19 protein-coding genes and 1 pseudogene are annotated in these 17,174 nt (G+C 53.0%); 12 read left to right on the top strand and 8 right to left on the bottom strand.

Going from position 1 to position 17,174, the window contains the following annotated elements; translation table 11 throughout:
- Positions 1-23: 23 nt before the first annotated feature.
- A complete protein-coding gene (locus LG52_RS13600; RefSeq protein ID WP_044732336.1) occupies positions 24-1,571 on the bottom strand; it encodes a fumarate hydratase in 1,548 nt (515 codons plus the stop codon).
- Positions 1,572-1,800: 229 nt separating this feature from the next.
- On the opposite strand from LG52_RS13600, the gene yfkAB reads away from it, so the two are divergent.
- The gene (gene yfkAB / locus LG52_RS13605; RefSeq protein ID WP_044732337.1) at positions 1,801-2,925 is read left to right on the top strand and encodes a radical SAM/CxCxxxxC motif protein YfkAB; all 1,125 of its coding nucleotides are present in this window, start codon (positions 1,801-1,803) and stop codon (positions 2,923-2,925) included.
- A gap of 29 nt (positions 2,926-2,954) precedes the next feature.
- On the opposite strand, the gene LG52_RS13610 is transcribed toward yfkAB, so the two are convergent.
- Positions 2,955-3,743, bottom strand: coding sequence for a YfkD famly protein (locus tag LG52_RS13610; RefSeq protein ID WP_011229928.1), 789 nt, complete (start codon positions 3,741-3,743; stop codon positions 2,955-2,957).
- Between the two features lie 151 nt (positions 3,744-3,894).
- Positions 3,895-4,947, bottom strand: coding sequence for a calcium/proton exchanger (cax, locus tag LG52_RS13615; protein ID WP_033024702.1), 1,053 nt, complete (start codon positions 4,945-4,947; stop codon positions 3,895-3,897).
- A gap of 146 nt (positions 4,948-5,093) precedes the next feature.
- Here cax and LG52_RS13620 point away from each other — a divergent pair, with 146 nt between their 5' ends.
- Positions 5,094-6,227, top strand: coding sequence for an MFS transporter (locus tag LG52_RS13620; RefSeq protein ID WP_044732338.1), 1,134 nt, complete (start codon positions 5,094-5,096; stop codon positions 6,225-6,227).
- 119 nt (positions 6,228-6,346) lie between these two features.
- Positions 6,347-6,493 (top strand): BH0509 family protein, encoded by a 147-nt coding sequence (locus tag LG52_RS13625; RefSeq protein WP_011229925.1) that lies wholly within the window; start codon positions 6,347-6,349, stop codon positions 6,491-6,493.
- A gap of 237 nt (positions 6,494-6,730) precedes the next feature.
- On the opposite strand, the gene LG52_RS13630 is transcribed toward LG52_RS13625, so the two are convergent.
- A complete protein-coding gene (locus LG52_RS13630) occupies positions 6,731-7,564 on the bottom strand; it encodes a YihY/virulence factor BrkB family protein (RefSeq protein ID WP_044732339.1) in 834 nt (277 codons plus the stop codon).
- A gap of 51 nt (positions 7,565-7,615) precedes the next feature.
- The gene (locus LG52_RS13635; RefSeq protein WP_044732340.1) at positions 7,616-8,104 is read right to left on the bottom strand and encodes a low molecular weight protein-tyrosine-phosphatase; all 489 of its coding nucleotides are present in this window, start codon (positions 8,102-8,104) and stop codon (positions 7,616-7,618) included.
- A 507-nt stretch (positions 8,105-8,611) separates the two neighbouring features.
- Between LG52_RS13635 and LG52_RS13640 the strand changes: the two genes are divergently transcribed.
- The 7 genes from LG52_RS13640 to LG52_RS13670 all read left to right on the top strand — a co-directional run bounded on the left by LG52_RS13640 (position 8,612) and on the right by LG52_RS13670 (position 14,019).
- On the top strand, positions 8,612-8,836 hold the full coding sequence (locus tag LG52_RS13640; RefSeq protein ID WP_011229922.1) for a DUF1128 domain-containing protein: 225 nt from the start codon (positions 8,612-8,614) through the stop codon (positions 8,834-8,836).
- Positions 8,837-9,195: 359 nt separating this feature from the next.
- The gene (locus LG52_RS13645) at positions 9,196-9,903 is read left to right on the top strand and encodes a phosphoadenylyl-sulfate reductase (RefSeq protein ID WP_044732341.1); all 708 of its coding nucleotides are present in this window, start codon (positions 9,196-9,198) and stop codon (positions 9,901-9,903) included.
- A 276-nt stretch (positions 9,904-10,179) separates the two neighbouring features.
- On the top strand, positions 10,180-11,340 hold the full coding sequence (gene sat / locus LG52_RS13650; protein WP_044732342.1) for a sulfate adenylyltransferase: 1,161 nt from the start codon (positions 10,180-10,182) through the stop codon (positions 11,338-11,340).
- A 12-nt stretch (positions 11,341-11,352) separates the two neighbouring features.
- The gene (cysC, locus tag LG52_RS13655) at positions 11,353-11,964 is read left to right on the top strand and encodes an adenylyl-sulfate kinase (protein ID WP_011229918.1); all 612 of its coding nucleotides are present in this window, start codon (positions 11,353-11,355) and stop codon (positions 11,962-11,964) included.
- Positions 11,965-12,112: 148 nt separating this feature from the next.
- Positions 12,113-12,889 (top strand): uroporphyrinogen-III C-methyltransferase, encoded by a 777-nt coding sequence (gene cobA, locus LG52_RS13660; RefSeq protein ID WP_044732343.1) that lies wholly within the window; start codon positions 12,113-12,115, stop codon positions 12,887-12,889.
- A gap of 10 nt (positions 12,890-12,899) precedes the next feature.
- Positions 12,900-13,646: a sirohydrochlorin chelatase gene (locus tag LG52_RS13665; protein ID WP_044732344.1), complete on the top strand. Its 747-nt coding sequence runs from the start codon at positions 12,900-12,902 to the stop codon at positions 13,644-13,646.
- Between the two features lie 88 nt (positions 13,647-13,734).
- Complete coding sequence (locus LG52_RS13670; protein ID WP_044732345.1) at positions 13,735-14,019, top strand: acylphosphatase; 285 nt, start codon at positions 13,735-13,737, stop codon at positions 14,017-14,019.
- Positions 14,020-14,183: 164 nt separating this feature from the next.
- On the opposite strand, the gene LG52_RS13675 is transcribed toward LG52_RS13670, so the two are convergent.
- On the bottom strand, positions 14,184-14,951 hold the full coding sequence (locus LG52_RS13675) for an arginase family protein (protein ID WP_044732346.1): 768 nt from the start codon (positions 14,949-14,951) through the stop codon (positions 14,184-14,186).
- 164 nt (positions 14,952-15,115) lie between these two features.
- Between LG52_RS13675 and LG52_RS13680 the strand changes: the two genes are divergently transcribed.
- Entirely contained in the window at positions 15,116-15,463 is a 348-nt protein-coding gene (locus LG52_RS13680; RefSeq protein ID WP_044732347.1) for a YojF family protein, read from the top strand.
- A 13-nt stretch (positions 15,464-15,476) separates the two neighbouring features.
- Positions 15,477-16,130 (top strand): bacillithiol biosynthesis deacetylase BshB2, encoded by a 654-nt coding sequence (bshB2, locus tag LG52_RS13685; protein ID WP_044732348.1) that lies wholly within the window; start codon positions 15,477-15,479, stop codon positions 16,128-16,130.
- Positions 16,131-16,247: 117 nt separating this feature from the next.
- On the opposite strand, the pseudogene LG52_RS13690 reads toward bshB2, so the two are convergent.
- A pseudogene (locus LG52_RS13690) lies at positions 16,248-16,415 on the bottom strand (PhzF family phenazine biosynthesis protein); the annotation flags it as partial.
- A complete protein-coding gene (locus LG52_RS13695) occupies positions 16,412-17,053 on the bottom strand; it encodes a precorrin-2 dehydrogenase/sirohydrochlorin ferrochelatase family protein (protein WP_044732350.1) in 642 nt (213 codons plus the stop codon). The pseudogene LG52_RS13690 and the gene LG52_RS13695, both read right to left, overlap by 4 nt.
- Between the last annotated feature and the right edge of the window lie 121 nt (positions 17,054-17,174).

A 17,174-nucleotide genomic window follows, 5' to 3' on the forward strand; every position in this document is an offset into this window, starting at 1 on the left:
CCATTTGCTTGAAATGGGGCTCTTTACTTGAACACTGGTTCTTTGAACTGGGACAGCTTTTCAAGCGACGATTTTTCCACATCTTCATGCAAGCTGTTGCCGTGTGAATCCATCGTGACAACAGCGGTGAAGTTTTCGACGCGCAAATGCCACATCGCTTCCGGAATGCCAAACTCCAGCAAATCAACGCCTTCAACCGATTTGATGCAGTCAGCATAATATTGGGCCGCGCCACCGATGGCGTTCAAATACACGCCACCGTGTTCTTTTAACGCTTGCAGCGTTTTCGCGCCCATGCCGCCTTTGCCGATGACGGCGCGAACACCAAATTTTTTCATAATATCGCCTTGATACGGCTCTTCGCGAATGCTCGTCGTCGGGCCGGCGGCTTTGGCGTGCCAGCGGCCTTCTTCATCTTTTAACATGACCGGGCCGCAATGGTAAATGATTTGCCCGTTCAAGTCAACCGGAGCGTCATGGTCCATCAAATATTTATGAATGGCGTCGCGGCCCGTGTAAATGACGCCGCTGATGCGGACGACATCGCCGACGCGGAGCTGGCGCACTTGTTCTTCAGAAAGCGGCGGGACAAGGTCGATGACGCGCGTATTTCCTTGTTCCAGCGCAACGGCCGCGTCTGCTTTTTCGAGTTCTTTGGAAAAATCGACGTCTTCGCCATCTTGGTACAGCCATTCGATGATCTCACCAGTCACTGGGTCGATTTTCACCCCCATGCGCCGGAACGCCCAGCAGTTGTAGGCGACCGAGACGAAGAAGCTCGCCGGGATGCGGTGCATGACGCCGATTTTACAGCCAAGCAGCGTCGATTCGCCGCCAAACCCCATCGTGCCGATGCCGAGTTTGTTGGCGTTTTCCATCATGTATTCTTCCAGTTGGCGCAGCTCTTCAATCGGGTTGACGTCATCAACCGGCCGGAACAGCTGCTCTTTCGCCAACTCATAGCCGGACGAGCGGTCGCCGCCAATGCCGACGCCGATAAAGCCGGCGCTGCACCCTTGCCCTTGCGCTTGATACACCGCGTGCAAAATGCATTTGCGGATGCCATCAAGGTCGCGGCCGGCGCGGCCGAGCCCTTCGAGTTCACACGGCAGGCTGTACTGAATGTTTTTGTTTTCACAGCCGCCGCCTTTTAAAATAAGCCGGACGTCAATGTAATCGTTTTCCCATTGTTCGAATTTAATGACCGGCACGCCTTCCCCTAAATTGTCGCCGCTGTTTTTGCCGGTGAGCGAATCAACCGAGTTCGGGCGCAATTTGCCGTTTTTCGTCGCTTCGGCAATGGCGGCCCGGATCGCTTTTTTCATCTCCATTTGGTTGACGCCAACCGGCACTTTAATTTTAAACGTCGGCAATCCCGTATCTTGACAGATGGGCGACACGTTTTCATCCGCCATTTGAATGTTCTCGACGATCGTATCGAGCGCCATGGCCGCCCGCGTGCCGGCGTTTTCGCGCGCTTTCGCCCGAGCGATCGCTCGACGGACGTCCTTCGGCAGCTTCGTCGACGTCTCGACGATCAAGTCATACATGCTTTGCTGGAATTTTTCCATGTCGGTTCAACGCCCCTTCCTTTTGATCGCCCTATCGGCAGTTGTACAATCTTCTTCTATTATACTGCCTTTTTCTTGGTTATGTAAAAAATCTTTCTTTTCTGTCTCATGATCATCACGCTGGCATCATAGGAATGAGATAGATGACCAGCGGCCAAAACGATTGACAAGCGTTGGAGCGGTTGCTAATAATGAACGTTGGGACTTTGAATGGAAAGAGGAGAAGACCATGCATTCATCCACCATGCCAACAATTACACCGGCGTATGACCCGTGGGAAGCGTACATCGATATTGAAGAATATGGAAAACTAGAGCTGACGAATATTGAGTTTACAACAACGACGCTTTGCAATATGCGTTGCGAGCATTGCGCCGTTGGCTATACATTGACAGCGAAAGACCCAGAGGCGCTGCCGCTTGAGCTGTTGATCCAACGGCTCGAGGAAATTCCGCATTTGCGCTCGCTCAGCATCACCGGCGGCGAACCGATGCTGTCGTTAAAATCCGTCGAACAATACGTCGTTTCCCTTCTCCGCTATGCGCACGAGCGCGGGGTGCGGACGCAGCTCAATTCGAACTTGACGTTGGATTTGTCTCGCTATGAACCAGTCATTCCGTATTTGGACGTGCTTCATATCTCGCACAACTGGGGGACGATCGACGATTTTGTCGACGGCGGCTTTGCCATGATGGAGCGGAAGCCGACGCGCGCGCAACGCGAGAAATACTTCCAGCGCATGCTTGACAATGCAAAAGCGCTGGCAAATGCCGGCGTGATGGTATCGGCGGAAACGATGTTAAACAAACGGACGGTCCGCCACTTGGAAGCGATCCACCGCCAAGTTGTCGAGGAAATGGATTGCCGGCGCCATGAAATCCACCCGATGTATCCGAGCGATTTTGCCAGCGTCCTTGAGACGCTCAGCCTCGATGAATTACGCGAAGCGATTCACCATTTGCTTGACATTCGCGACGAGGACGTCTGGATGTTGTTTGGGACGCTCCCGTTTTACCCGTGCAGCGACAACGAAGACGACCTTCGCCTATTGAAGCGGCTGTATGAAAGCAAAAACGTCACCGTGCGCAACGACCCGGACGGCCGCTCGCGGCTGAATGTCAATATTTTTACCGGCGATGTCATCGTCACCGATTTCGGTGATGAACCGCCGCTTGGCAACATCATTCACGATTCGCTGCCAGACGTGTATGACAAATGGCGGCGCTCAAAGCTTGCTAGGGAGCTTCTTTGCCACTGCCCGTCGGCACGCTGCCTCGGACCGAACGTCCTTGTGAAGCAGACGTATTACCGCGGCGTCGATTTTACGAAACGGTCCGCGCGCATTGGCCGATAAAAAACGTCAAGGAGCTTTTCCTTGACGTTTTATCTTGGCTGTTCACTCACCACATACGACATGTACAGGCGATCCTGCACTGGAATCCACGCCCCAACCCCTCTTGTCGTCACGTTTTTGACGACAATTTTCTTTTTGTTTCCTTTCAGGACAACGTACACTTCGCCGTACGTCACCTTCCCTTTTTCATTCACAGCCGGAGCGTACGCGTACAAATAACCTATTTTTTTCGCCGGCACGTTGTACGGTTGGTCTTTTTTCGTGCCAAGGCCGACAACCGTGCTGAAAGAGAGCGGCAAGTTCGTCTTTTCCATCGCTTTGTTTAACATCATCCGCTTAACCGCGTCTTCATTCGGCACTTTCACCGTCAACCCGCCGCGGACGTATTTTTGCATTTCTTGTTTATAGTACAACTTTTGCGCCGTATCGCCGCCGCGGTTATCAAGGAAATTCGTGTTGACCTTTTGATATTCCCAGTTCGTCGACGTTTCGATCGACTGGTAATTGAGCGGCCATTGGCCTAAATAAATCGTCGCTCGATAGCCAACGGCCCATGGCGTGTCGGTCGCTGAAGATTCATTAAAGAGATGGATCAATTCGGGATTCTCAATTTTCACATTCGCCGATCTTAACAGCTGTTTTGTAAACGAGCTCGGTTCCAAATGCGGCAAATCTTGCGTCGGGTTCGGATACGTATTTTCTTTCGATATATCAATCACCGCACCGGGCGCCGGTTTGCCGGCAGCCGCCAGCGCCGAAAACGCCGCCGCATAAAGAAGAAGCACGCTAACGAACAGCGAAACAGCCCACTTTTTCATCGTCTTCACTCCTTTCTTCCCACGTTATTCACTGTTAGTTTCTTTCAAAATGCGCCGTTTATCCGCGGCGGCGAAAATTTTCCCCGTTTGCCGCCCCACTTCCCGCACCCGCAAAAAAACACCCGGACGGCGAACGCCCGGATGCCATCACTTACAGCAAGTAAAAACCGATGCCCATGATCGTATAAGCAGCGAGCAATGTTGCTCCTTCAAACCAGTTCGTATCACCATCATTTGACAGCACGATCATCAAAAGGACGGAAGCAGCCATCGCCACCAGCTCAGGAAGTGAAAAGACAAGCGGCATTTTTTCCGGAAACAAAAGTGAAACGAGCACAAGCACCGGCGCAACGAACATGGCGATTTGCAATGTCGAGCCGACGGCAATTTCCACCGCGACATTCATTTTGTTTTTGTACGCCATAATAACCGCGGAAGCGTGCTCGGCCGCATTGCCGACGATGGCCACGATGATGATCCCAATAAACAGCTCGCTCCAGCCGAATGACTCGGCGACTGTTTCAAACGTGTGAACGAGCCGTTCCGATAAATAGGCGACCGCAACCGTCGCCAGCGCCAAAATGGCGGTCGCTTTCCCTTTGCCCCATTCGGGTTCTTCATCTTCTTCCACTTCTTCTGATTTATGCTGATATACGCCGCGATGGGTGACAAGCCGGAAATAAAGGGCAGCGGCGTAAAGCAAGATCATGATGATCGAAATGCCAACGCTCAACGCGACTTGTTCGCTGTGATTCATATGCATGGTAAACACTTCTGGAATGACAAAAGCGATGAAGATGGCAAAAGTCAGCAGCCCGGCATTATGACGTGCATCATAAATGTTGAATTCTTGCCGCTTATATTTTAGTCCGCCGACAAAAAACGATAGCCCAGCCACCAAAAGCAAGTTCCCGAGCACCGAACCGGTTAAGGAAGCGAGCACGACGTCAACGAGTCCAGCCTGCAAGGCAAAAATGGAAATGATCAGCTCGACCGCGTTGCCAAACGTCGCGTTCAACAGCCCTCCAATGCGCGGTCCGGCGACGATCGCCAAGCTTTCCGTCGCTCGCCCCATATAGCTGGCGAGCGCAATGATCGTCAAACAGTACAGCACAAACATTAAGACGGTCGGCCAGTGAAGAAACCCACCGATGACTGACACCGGCACACCGATCCATGTCATCCAAGCAAACACCTTGTTCATTTCTCTTCCACCTCTCCTTTTGATTGTTTTCATTGCATTGACCGCCGTTTCTATGTACGATGGATAAGGGCATTCATTCGCCCTGGGAAACATCCGGCCTCGCTTGTTTGATCGGCCGGCGATTTCAACTGAAATGGGGACGCACGATGCGTTTTGCCATCTTAACCGGGATTGTCGCCGTCTCTGGCCTGTCGCAAGGGATGTTGCTGCCGCTTTTGGCGATGCTTCTTGATGAAAACGGCGTCTCTTCGTCCGTTAACGGGGCGCACGCCGCCGCCCTGTATATCGGTGTCTTGGCCATTTCGCCATTTTTGGAACGGCCGCTGAGACGCTATGGCTATCGGCTCCTTATTCTCCTTGGTGGTTTCATTGTAATATGTTCGCTTATTCTTTTTCCACTTTTTCCTTCTCTTTTCTTTTGGATTGTTCTTCGCTTTGCCATCGGCATCGGCGATCATATGCTTCATTTTGCGACACAAACGTGGATTACGGACTTTTCGCTGCCGGCTGAGCGCGGACGGCGATTGTCGCTGTATGGGTGGGCGTTCGGCCTCGGCTTCACCATCGGCCCGCTGTTGGCTGCACTCGCTTCGGCCGAAGAGGCGCTGCCGTTTTATTTAGCTGCTCTCCTTAGCTTCGTCGGTTGGATCGCTGTCTTTTGGCTGCCGAATGAAAAGCCAAAGCCGCTTGAACGTTCTTCATCGACGGCCGGCCGGTTTATCGGCGCCTGGAGACAGGCGTGGCCGGCGCTCCTGCTGCCATTCGCCTACGGCTTTTTGGAAGCGGCCGTTCATTCCATCTTCCCGCTGTACGCCTTGCGTGAGCGGATGAGCGCTGAGCAGATCGCCTTCATCTTGCCATGCTTCTCGCTTGGGGGCATCATCTTTCAGCTTCCGCTTGGAGCGCTCAGCGACCGGTTCGGACGGCGCCGTGTCATCACCGGTGCACTCTTGGCCGGCGCCGGTTGTTTTTTGATTGCCCTCACTGTCGGTGCGTCCACGGTTGGGTTGGCTGCCTGTTTGTTCACCGCTGGCATGTTTACCGGCTCGCTCTTCTCGCTCGGCATCGCCTATATGACCGACCTGTTGTCGAAAGCGCTGCTTCCGGCCGGCAATTTGTTGTGCGGGATGCTGTACAGCCTCGGCAGCATGACAGGCCCGCCGCTTGCTGGCAGCGTGGTTGATCTCTCTGCCCGCGCCTTTTTCCTCGCGGTTAGCGTTGTCCTCCTCGTCCCGGCCATTTGCCTCGTCAGCCGCCGGGAACAGGAAACAGCGGCTTGACCGTTTTTTTATTTTTTTATTTTTTTCAAAAAAATCGTTGACCATTTCGTTCCTTCTGTTATATAATAAAACCAAGATATCAAGTTTCTGTTTTAAAACAGTATAAAGGAGTGGCGATCATGAGCAGAACGGAACGGAAAAATATGATTGAGTTTATCGAAAAAGTGCGGGGATTGTCGCGCGAGGAACTCGCCTATATGACCGATGCAGAAATTGAATACATTTATGAGCGCTATTACCACCATCACGAAGAAATTGTCGAATAAAACACCGTCACCCGATGCGCCTCCACCTGCATGAAAAAGGCGTCCCTTGCCAGGACGCCTTTTTTCAATGATAACCGTTTTGACCATTGGCGCTGCCGCTCGTTTTATGCTTCGGCCGGTTTTTCCCTTTTTGTTTCGTACTCCCGTCTTTTTTCGTATGTTTCGTCATCGTGATCCCCCCTATGTCAAAATCCCCTGCATGGTTACGATATCCCGCCCCGGCACTGTTTATGCATGTTAGCGCAGCCGCCTTCTCCCCTTGTGCTCGCAGTCGAACATGGCGTTAAGTTCCCCGCCTAAAATGAGAATCATGCCGGACAAATAAAACCAAACCATCAGCACAATCATCCCGCCAAGGCTGCCGTACATCGCTGTGTAATTGGCAAAGTTGTTGACATAATAAGCAAAGGCGAGCGATGTCGCAATCCAGCCGGCCGTGGCGAACAAAGCGCCGCGTACGACAGTAACGCAGCGCAGCCGTTTGTTCGGAGCAAAATAGTAAAGAGCCGTAAAGACGACGAACAAGACGAGTACGCTCAGCAACCAACGAAACGTGGTCCAGATCGTCAAAAAAGGCTTCGACAACCCAAGGACGGAAAACAAAAATAGACCGATCATCCGTCCGAATACGGGCAAGACAAGCATGACAACGATCACCGCGATCATACCGAGCGTCAACACAATCGACAGACCGCGCACCACCCAAAACGGCCGGTCTTCTTGCACATCATAAGCGCGGTTGAATGCCCTCATAATCGCACTCATGCCATTAGACGCTGACCAAATAGCTGCGATGATGCTAAACGACAACAATCCTCCGTTTTGCTCATCGATGAGGCGGTGAACATTCGTCTCAATGAGATGAAGCGCCTCTTTCGGGGCGTATTGCCGCACGAGCGCGAGCACATCCTCATGCGGAATCGGCAAATACGCCAATAGCGTCATTAAAAACAGCAAAAACGGAAAGAGCGACAGAAGAAAGTAATACGCCAATTCCGCCGACAAGCGCGGGATTTCATCTTCCGTAAAACGGCGGGCCAACTCACGGATGAACGCCAAATTTACGACCATCGGCCGCCCTCCTTCCCCATTTTTCCCTAGACGGGTGCGCCGCCCTCAAAGTCATTTTGTTTTCTCCACACCAAGTCGACGGTCGCGGATGATCCTCTCAAGCAAATGCTCGCACCCTGAGCGGACAAGGCGATACACTTCGGCAAAATTCCCGGTATAATACGGATCAGGCACATCGTCTTTTTCCCGTTCGGGAACAAAGTCAAGCAACCGGGCGAGCACCGCTTTCGAACGGGAGCCAGCCAATCGGCGCAAATCGTTCAAGTTGGCTGCGTCCATGGCGATGATGTAATCAAATTCTTCCAAGTCACGGTGATTCACTTGCCGGGCGCGGATGCCGGAGTAGTCGATCTTATTTTCAGTCAAAACCCTTCTTGTCCCCACATGCGGCGGCTCACCGACATGCCAGCTGCCTGTTCCCGCCGAATCAACGGCAATCAGACCGTCAAGCCCCCGCTCTTTCACCAAATGACGGAAGACCGCTTCCGCCATCGGCGAGCGACAAATGTTTCCAAGACAAACAAACAGCACTTTAATCATCCAAACAGCCCCCTCTCTCTATGTCCACGGTGCTTTCCACCGTTAGTTTTCCTTCATTTCTTTATCATCTATTGTCCCTAGAAGGACGGGGGGATCGTGGGCATGAATTCACCCCCCTTTCTTTCTTTTGAGATTCCACATAACGTTTGATGGTTTCGCTTGATGCATTTCCTACTGTACTCATGACTATATCAGTTCGATGAATGAACTACAACGCGCTTCATCCCACCCCTAAAGGAGTGGGCTTTCCGCTGGATTTCTGTAACAAAAAACAACTCCAACGGGGGAGCTTGTGCGAATGGGCCACAACTCTTGCGCGCGTTCACGACAACCATTTTGAAGAAAACGCGGTGTTTCACCAACCTTTTAGACTGGCACTATACATGTGCACCTACATTTTACCACATCATCCGTTTTTCATCAGAAAAGCAAGCCATGCAATCTCTCTCCATTCTTTCTGCACCTATGGTACAATACATAGTAACTTGCCATGAAAGGGGTAAACGAATGGATTTATCAAAACGGTCGGCGGAAAACGTCGCCTACATGATCGAACAGTTGAAGCAAAAGTTGAAAGTGCTGAACTTGGATGCCATCAAGCCGTCCCATTTTTCCGAGGAATGGTACGATGAATTGAGAGACATTTACGAGATGGTGATGAAACGCGAGACGTTCAGCCCAAGCGAAATGCAGGCGATTGTCGAAGAGCTCGGAAGCCTGCGCAAAAAATAACGCTCCCATCTGCTGCTAGGCAGGCAATGCAGCTGTTTCGCATAAAAACAATTCCTATCGAAAAACTATGATTGACATTATCGTCAATTGTGCTAAAATTTTAATCAATTAAATGACATGCGTTGCATACGTTGCTCGGGAGTGAGGGAGGAATTGGCTCAATGAACTCCGGCAACCTGCCACCTATAGCAAAGTGCCAATTCCAGCTAAACAAGATCTTTAATAAAATAAAGGGCGCCCTTTCTCCCGCTCTTTCTGATTCATGCAAGGAAAGATTTTTGCCGCTGAATTGCCGTTTGGCCGCTATATATCCGACTAATTACATGAATTTTCTTTGAGTTTGTGAGGAGGAGAAATTGATGCTCACCTACGATCAGTGGGAAACCGCGGAAAAACCGTCTTTTCCGTTCGATAATGAAACAAAAGGGGCGCTTGACGTCCTCGCCTGGGCGTATCGCGAATACGGCGATGAGATCGTATACGCGTGCAGCTTCGGCATAGAGGGGATTGTGCTTATTGATCTCATCTCCCAAGTCAAACCGGACGCCGAAATCGTCTTTTTGGATACCGGCCTGCATTTTCCAGAGACGTACGATACGATCGCGAAAGTGAAAAAAAAATATCCGTCGCTTCGCATCGTGATGAAGCAGCCGCGTTTGACATTGGAAGAACAGAAGGCGCAGTTTGGCGACGAGTTATGGAAACGTGACCCGAACAAATGCTGTGAGCTGCGCAAAGTCATTCCGCTGCGCGAGGTGCTGACCGGGGTGACGGCGTGGATTTCCGGCTTGCGCCGCGAACAATCGCTGACGCGGCGTCATGTCGAGTACATTAACAAAGACGACAAGTTTCGTTCTATTAAAGTTTGTCCGCTCATTCACTGGACGTGGAAAGACGTATGGAATTACGTTTATAAACACCGTCTCCCATACAATGTGCTCCACGACCGCGGCTACCCGAGCATCGGTTGCGCTCCGTGCACCGCTCCGGCTACAGATCCGAACGACTTGCGCTCCGGGCGCTGGGCCGGCCAAGGAAAGACGGAATGCGGGCTCCATCTCGCCTAAGGAGAGAACATTGACATGCTCCTTGCCATTGCTTTGATTGCATCCATTTCATTGGGTCGACTGTCGGGTGACCGAACAACGCCGCTTTCAGACCGATGTATGGGTCTGTGAAGCGGGTGGTTGTTCGGTCTTCCGCCACACCTTGGCGTGACGGAGAAGCCGGGGGCTTGCCCTCGACAGTCGAAAAATGGAGAAGCGACTTTTCCATCAAGGATATGTTAAATGTTTTCGTTGCATCTATAATAACAGCATCTATCAATCTAGGAGGTTATGAACATGAGCTTAAGCATCCCGCATGGCGGCACATTGATCAATCGTTGGAATCCGGACTATCCGCTCGATGGAGCGACCAAAACGATCGAGCTCTCCAAAGCTGAACTGAGCGACTTGGAGCTGATCGGAACGGGCGCTTACAGCCCCCTCACTGGTTTTTTAACGAAAACGGATTACGACGCGGTTGTTGAAACAATGCGTCTTTCTGACGGCACCGTCTGGAGCATTCCGATCACGCTCGCGGTAACAGAAGAAAAAGCGAAAGAGCTCGCCGTCGGCGATAAGGCAAAACTCGTTTATCATGGCGACGTCTACGGCGTCATTGAGATTGCTGACATTTACCGCCCAGACAAAACGAAAGAAGCGAAGCTCGTTTATAAAACGGATGAACTTGCTCACCCAGGCGTGCGCAAACTGTTTGAAAAGCCGGATGTGTATGTCGGCGGGGAGATTACGCTTGTCAAACGGACCGACAAAGGCCAATTCGTCGCGTTTTATTTTGATCCAGTGGAAACGCGGAAAAAGTTTGTTGAGTTTGGCTGGAACACCGTTGTCGGCTTCCAAACGCGCAATCCGGTTCACCGCGCCCATGAATACATTCAAAAATGCGCGCTCGAGATCGTTGATGGCTTGTTTTTAAACCCACTCGTCGGCGAAACGAAAGCGGACGATATTCCGGCTGACATCCGGATGGAAAGCTATCAAGTGCTGCTGGAAAACTATTACCCGAAAGACCGCGTTTTCCTCGGCGTCTTCCAAGCTGCGATGCGCTATGCCGGTCCGCGTGAAGCCATTTTCCACGCGATGGTGCGCAAAAACTTCGGCTGCACGCACTTCATCGTCGGCCGCGACCACGCTGGTGTCGGCAATTATTACGGTACGTATGATGCACAAAAAATCTTCTTGAACTTTACGGCTGAGGAGCTTGGTATTACGCCGCTCTTTTTCGAACATAGCTTTTACTGCACGAAATGCGAAGGGATGGCATCGACAAAAACGTGTCCGCATGACGCAAAATACCATGTCGTCCTTTCCGGCACGAAAGTTCGTGAAATGCTGCGCAACGGCCAAGTGCCGCCGAGCACGTTCAGCCGTCCGGAAGTGGCCGCCGTCTTGATCAAAGGGCTGCAACAACGCGAAACGGTCGCCCCGTCAGCGCGCTAAAGGAGGACCGCGATGAGCACGAACATCGTTTGGCATCACACATCGGTCACAAAAGAAGATCGTCGCAAGCGCAACGGCCATCATAGCGCCATCCTTTGGTTCACCGGGCTGTCCGGCTCCGGCAAATCGACGGTGGCCAACGCCGTCTCCAGACGACTGTTTGAGCTCGGCATTCAGAATTATGTCTTAGACGGCGACAACATCCGGCACGGGCTCAATAAAGATCTCGGCTTTTCCGCCGCCGACCGGACGGAAAACATCCGCCGCATCGGTGAAGTGGCAAAGCTGTTTGTCGACAGCGGCCAGTTTGTGCTGACGGCGTTCATCTCGCCGTTTGCCGAAGACCGGGCGCTCGTCCGCCGCTTAGTCGAAGAAGACGAGTTTATCGAAATTTACGTCAACTGCCCGCTTGAAGAATGTGAAAAGCGCGATCCGAAAGGGCTGTATCAAAAAGCGCGCCGCGGGGAAATCCGTGAATTTACGGGCATCGACTCGCCGTACGAAGCGCCGGAAGCACCGGAACTGACGATCGAAACACACCGTTATTCGGTTGACGAATGTGCCGAGCAAGTGCTCGCCTACCTGCGCGAGCGAGGAATGATCCCGGCCGCGAAAACAGACTGATTCCCCCGTCCTCTGCCAAAAAAGAGCGGGAGGTCATTTGACAAGGCCATTTTCATCTCAAGGCAGACCATTTACAATAAAAGCAACCGAGCATCCATGCCGCTTTCCGGCGGCTGGCTGAATCATGCACGAAGGGGCTGAAACAACGATGGGCAAAGTATATCTTGTCGGCGCCGGCCCCGGCGACCCGGAACTCATTACCGTCAAAGGATTAAAATGCATTCAGCAGGCGGATGTCATTTTGTACGACCGCCTCATCAATGAAGAGTTGCTTTCGTATGCCAAACCGGACGCCGAGCTCATCTTTTGCGGCAAGCTGCCCGGCTGCCATGCGATGCAGCAAGAGACGATCAACTATGCGCTCGTCTGGCACGCCAAAAAAGGAAAAACAGTCGTTCGCTTAAAGGGCGGCGATCCGTTCGTGTTCGGGCGCGGCGGCGAAGAGGCCGAGGCGCTGGCCAAACATGGGATCGAATTTGAGATCGTTCCCGGCATCACCTCCGCCATCGCGGCGGCGGCTTACGCCGGCATCCCTGTCACCCATCGCGCGTTCAGCTCAAGCGTCGCCTTTGTCACCGGGCATCGGCGCCACGGAAGTCGTGACGAGATCAAATGGGAAAGCCTCGCCAAAGGCATCGATACGATTGCCATTTACATGGGGGTTCATCACTTGCCGTACATTTGCAGCCAGCTGATGAAATACGGCAAAGCGCCGGAGACGCCGACAGCGGTCATCGAATGGGGAACGACAACTGCTCAGCGCACCGTCACCGGCACGCTCGCGACGATCGCCGGAATCGCCGCCAAAGAAAACATCCAAAATCCGAGCATGATCATTATCGGAGACGTCGTCCGGCTGCGCGCCAACATTCAATGGTTTGAGCCGTTGCTCGCGTCATCCGCGGCCGCCGGCGCAACATCGTGAGGCGATGGTGATGGAAGCCATTTTATACGTCAGCCACGGCAGCCGCATCGACGCCGCGCGCCATGAAGCAGCTCGCTTCGTCGAACAGTGCCGAGGGGCCATCGATATTCCGATTCAAGAGCTATGTTTTGTCGAACTCGCGGAACCAGACATTGCGACCGGTGTTGACCGCTGCGTCGCCCAAGGGGCGACACGCGTCATCGTCGTTCCGCTTCTCCTTCTTTCTGCAGGCCATGCCAAACACGATATTCCAGCGGCATTGGACATCGCGAGACGGCGCCACCCTTCCGTCGACATCCTCTGCGGCGCTCCGTTCGGCGTCCATGAAGCGATGATCGACATCATAATCGACCGCATCAGCGAACAGTCCGCACCGCTTGACGGCGAATCGATGATCCTTCTTGTCGGCCGCGGCAGCAGCGATCCAGACACGAAGCGCGACATGTCCGCCATCACTGCGCTTTTAAAAGAAAAAGCGAACGTGCCGCACGTGGACGTTTGTTTTCTCGCTGCCATCCGCCCGACGCTTGATGAAGGGCTCGAACGGGCCCATGCATCGGCGTATCGGCGCGTGTTTGTCGTCCCGTACTTATTGTTTACCGGCGTCTTAATGAAAACAATCGAACGGAAGTTGCAGAGATTCTCTGTTTCCGACAAGCAGTGGCATTTATGCTCTTACCTAGGCTGTCATCCGCGGCTTGTGCAGCTCATTCACCAACAAGTATCATCGCTATCATCCGTAAAAAAAGGAGCTTGAACCATCAAGCTCCTTTTTTCATGTACTTTCCGCCTCATCTATTATATGATGGAAGCAGAACAACCGTGATGAAGGAGGACTCATCGGCGTGAAAAGAGTTCATGTCATCGTGGAAGGGCGCGTACAGGGCGTCGGGTTTCGATACCTCGTCCAACACGAAGCGCTAAAACGGCAGCTGACCGGTTGGGTGAAAAACAATGATGACGGAACAGTGGAAATGGAAGTTCAGGGGAATGAAAGCGCCCTTCAACTCTTTTTGGACACCATTGAAGCCGGAACGATGTTTGCCAAAGTCGCCCGCATGCACATCGAGCCGCGCGATATCCGCTCTGATGAAAAACAATTTCGCATTATGTACGGGAGCGGCTTTTGACCACTAGGCTCATCCCCCTCAAGCAGCGCCCTTCCCGTCTTTTTCGGCCATCGAGCCGAGAAGCGCCGGCCCGCTTGCCAACGTCCGAAAGGACAGCGTCTCCCTTGCTTTTCTGATCGCCAAATCAAAAGAGGTTCTGCCTTTCCGCGCTTCTCGCCGCTCGATTACGCCGGCTGCAAATGCGGCGCCGCATAGTGGAAATATGTCTCCAAGATGGCCATGTTCGCCTGCTCATTTTTTCCCCGCGCTTCGCGACAAAGCGGATCGAACATGTCGACAGCGGAGGGCGGGTATTCCCCGCATATGTCCACGCCGAGCACTTTTTTATGGAATAAGAGCAACCGCAGGCAGGCGAGCAGCCGGGATAGCGGAATCACTCCTTGATCCCAGTTTGTGACCGCGTCTTCGCGGCGAAGAGCGTCCTTATCAATGCTGATATAGATGCTTCCGGTCGGGATGGCCTCGATGAGCGCTTTTGGCCATTCATCATGATCGTCAAATGGAAGAACCGTAATGTTTGGAGATAAACGAAGATGGTGCGGAGAAACAGATGGACCAACAATAACGACTTTTTGCAGCCGCGGATGCTTAAGTGCATAGGAGACCCATGAGCCGCACGAAATGACATCATCCCCTCCTTCAGCATCCGTATGGCGGTCAAAAAGCACAAGCGTAAACGGTTCGTTGATTTCTTTAAGCAATAAATACGTGACATAATGGTAGTTGCCGCTGCCGATCAGCACCGCCCCGCACTTCCGCCGCCGCTCAAGCCGCCGCTTAATTTCAGCAAGCGCCGCTTCGCTGCAATACAAATTCGTCTCCGGCACGTCGGCGAGATCGACCCATTCGTGCGGAAACTGAAACAGCCGCTTTTGCAGCCGGTACACGCCGTCAAAATTAAGCATCGTGACACCATTGCCTTGAAACCCCATCGATCATCACCTTTCTTTCGTTGAATCAGCATTCAACGCTTTGTAGGTGCGGATGAGTCCAAGATGTGTCTTTTTTTTATTATACAATAGAAGTCGAAATATTTCCGCTCACACGCCTTGGTCATGTACAATAATAGAAAAACAAACAGCAAGGAGGGAGCCGCTTGCAACCGATCGACACGGCCGCCGTGCAAGAGGCGCTGAATCGTTTTGCTAATCGTGACGTGTATATTCATTTGGAAACGACGAACGGAGCATATGCCTCCCATCATAACGAAGGCTTTTATTCCGTCGGCGCCTACATCCGCAACGCCTGCATCCACTTCACCCGCGGCAAGATCACCGGCCCCGGGCCATACCGCGTCGGACTGAAGCTTGATCTAGGCTGGGTGTACGCAGAAGGGCTGACCCATTGGGAATGGACAGAAAAAGGACAGTTGCTGCTAGCAGGCCATGATGATCAAGGGAAATTGGCCGTGGCTCTCGAACTAAGCAACGAACCGTTTGTGTAAGGAGGGAGTTCCGTTGAACGAACGACATGTGCTCGTTGTTTTTCCCCACCCGGACGATGAAGCGTTCGGCGTGTCGGGAACGATTGCCGAGCATGCGCAAAACGGCACGCCGGTGACGTACGCTTGCTTGACGCTCGGAGAAATGGGGCGCAATATGGGCACGCCTCCGTTTGCCAACCGCGAAACGCTTCCACATATTCGCAGGAAAGAACTGGAGGAAGCATGCCGCATTCTTGGCATTCATGATTTGCGCCTGCTCGGCTATCGCGACAAGACGGTCGAGTTTGAAGATGAAGAAGAGCTGGCTGACCGGATCGCCGCCATCGTGGCGGAAACGAATCCATCGCTTGTCATTACGTTTTACCCCGGCTACAGCGTCCACCCCGATCATGACGCATGCGGAGCCGCTGTCATCCGCGCCTTAAAGCGCTGGCCGAAAGAAGAACGGCCGACCGTCCATTGCGTCGCGTTTGCGAAAAACTGCGAACAAGACATTGGCCAGCCGGATGTCGTGCGCGATGTCAGCTCGGTGATCGATACGAAGCTGGCCGCCATTCGCGCCCACCGTTCGCAAACCGAAGGACTGATGCAGGCGGCATCCAAACGCGGCGATGCGCTTGCTTGGCTCAAAACGGAACGGTTTTGGACGTATCGGTGGGATGATTGATCAACCTAACATGCCTTGGGCAAGGTGTCCATCCCGACCTGGACACCTTGTTCCCGCATTAGTCGAACCCCGCCGAGCCGCTTATCAACTTCAGTTGTATCGCTAAACGGTTAACATTCCTCCCTCGTGCAGAACTAAAAAGGCGGTCTCAGACAAATTCATTTCTGCGGCAACACGCTGCATCCACTCATTCCCAACCGGCTGCGGCAACAAGCAGACGGCCGCCGGGTTGCCGGCAAACGGCCGGTCGGTGAACGCATCGACAATGTACATCGAAATGTTCATTGCTCTTCCCCTCTTGCCCCGTTTCGTTCTTTTTCGTTCACCAATAGCTGAGCCAACTCTTCATCCCATCGGCCGCGTTTCCGGAAGGAATCAGCAGCGAGCGCCTGAAACAGCCGCTTCCGTCCCTCGGCGTCCTCCACTTCGCGCAATACGATGCCGCGGGCCCGCTGCAAAAACTCAAGATACGGCCCGTACTCTTCGCCATACTTCTCCTCAAGCTCGCGGCGAATGCGGCGAGCAACCACCGGACTTGCCCCCCCGGTCGACACGGCAATTGTGAGCGGACCGCGGCGGACAACAGCGGGAACGTGAAAATCACACCGCTCTGGATCATCTACGACATTTACGAGTTGACCGGGTGCTGCTGCTTGCGCCACCGCTTCATTCACCTTGCGATCATTCGTCGCGGCAATCACCAAAAAGGCTCCCGCCAAATCGTCTGGGTCAAACCGCTTTTTCTTCCAAACGATCATCCCCCCCGCGGCCAACGCTTGAAGCTCCGGCTCCGCTTCAGGTGCAATCATCACGATCTCCGCCCCTGCCTCTAACAATCCATGAATTTTCCTTGCCGCCACCTTCCCGCCGCCGACAACGACCGCCCGGCGGCCACGCAAATGAAGAATGACCGGGTATCCCATTGCCTCTTCCTCCCCGCTACGAAATCACTTTGTGCTAAAATGCACGAATTCCCTCGACCAACTTTTTGCGATAGGAACATTTGAACACCGCCGTCCCTTTCCTGTTCGTCCAAGCAGCGAA

The sequence above is a fragment of the Geobacillus kaustophilus genome, from assembly GCF_000948285.1.
Classification (GTDB): Bacteria; Bacillota; Bacilli; order Bacillales; family Anoxybacillaceae; genus Geobacillus; species Geobacillus thermoleovorans_A.

Coding starts and splice junctions, on each gene's coding strand:
- LG52_RS13645 (WP_044732341.1), top strand. CDS start 9,196: ATGCTCACCTACGATCAGTGGGAAACCGCGGAAAAACCGTCTTTTCCG.
- yfkAB (WP_044732337.1), top strand. CDS start 1,801: ATGCATTCATCCACCATGCCAACAATTACACCGGCGTATGACCCGTGG.
- LG52_RS13610 (WP_011229928.1), bottom strand. CDS start 3,743: ATGAAAAAGTGGGCTGTTTCGCTGTTCGTTAGCGTGCTTCTTCTTTAT.
- LG52_RS13695 (WP_044732350.1), bottom strand. CDS start 17,053: ATGGGATACCCGGTCATTCTTCATTTGCGTGGCCGCCGGGCGGTCGTT.
- cobA (WP_044732343.1), top strand. CDS start 12,113: ATGGGCAAAGTATATCTTGTCGGCGCCGGCCCCGGCGACCCGGAACTC.
- LG52_RS13665 (WP_044732344.1), top strand. CDS start 12,900: ATGGAAGCCATTTTATACGTCAGCCACGGCAGCCGCATCGACGCCGCG.
- LG52_RS13640 (WP_011229922.1), top strand. CDS start 8,612: ATGGATTTATCAAAACGGTCGGCGGAAAACGTCGCCTACATGATCGAA.
- LG52_RS13630 (WP_044732339.1), bottom strand. CDS start 7,564: ATGGTCGTAAATTTGGCGTTCATCCGTGAGTTGGCCCGCCGTTTTACG.
- cysC (WP_011229918.1), top strand. CDS start 11,353: ATGAGCACGAACATCGTTTGGCATCACACATCGGTCACAAAAGAAGAT.
- LG52_RS13625 (WP_011229925.1), top strand. CDS start 6,347: ATGAGCAGAACGGAACGGAAAAATATGATTGAGTTTATCGAAAAAGTG.
- cax (WP_033024702.1), bottom strand. CDS start 4,947: ATGAACAAGGTGTTTGCTTGGATGACATGGATCGGTGTGCCGGTGTCA.
- LG52_RS13620 (WP_044732338.1), top strand. CDS start 5,094: ATGCGTTTTGCCATCTTAACCGGGATTGTCGCCGTCTCTGGCCTGTCG.
- LG52_RS13600 (WP_044732336.1), bottom strand. CDS start 1,571: ATGGAAAAATTCCAGCAAAGCATGTATGACTTGATCGTCGAGACGTCG.
- sat (WP_044732342.1), top strand. CDS start 10,180: ATGAGCTTAAGCATCCCGCATGGCGGCACATTGATCAATCGTTGGAAT.
- LG52_RS13635 (WP_044732340.1), bottom strand. CDS start 8,104: ATGATTAAAGTGCTGTTTGTTTGTCTTGGAAACATTTGTCGCTCGCCG.
- LG52_RS13675 (WP_044732346.1), bottom strand. CDS start 14,951: ATGGGGTTTCAAGGCAATGGTGTCACGATGCTTAATTTTGACGGCGTG.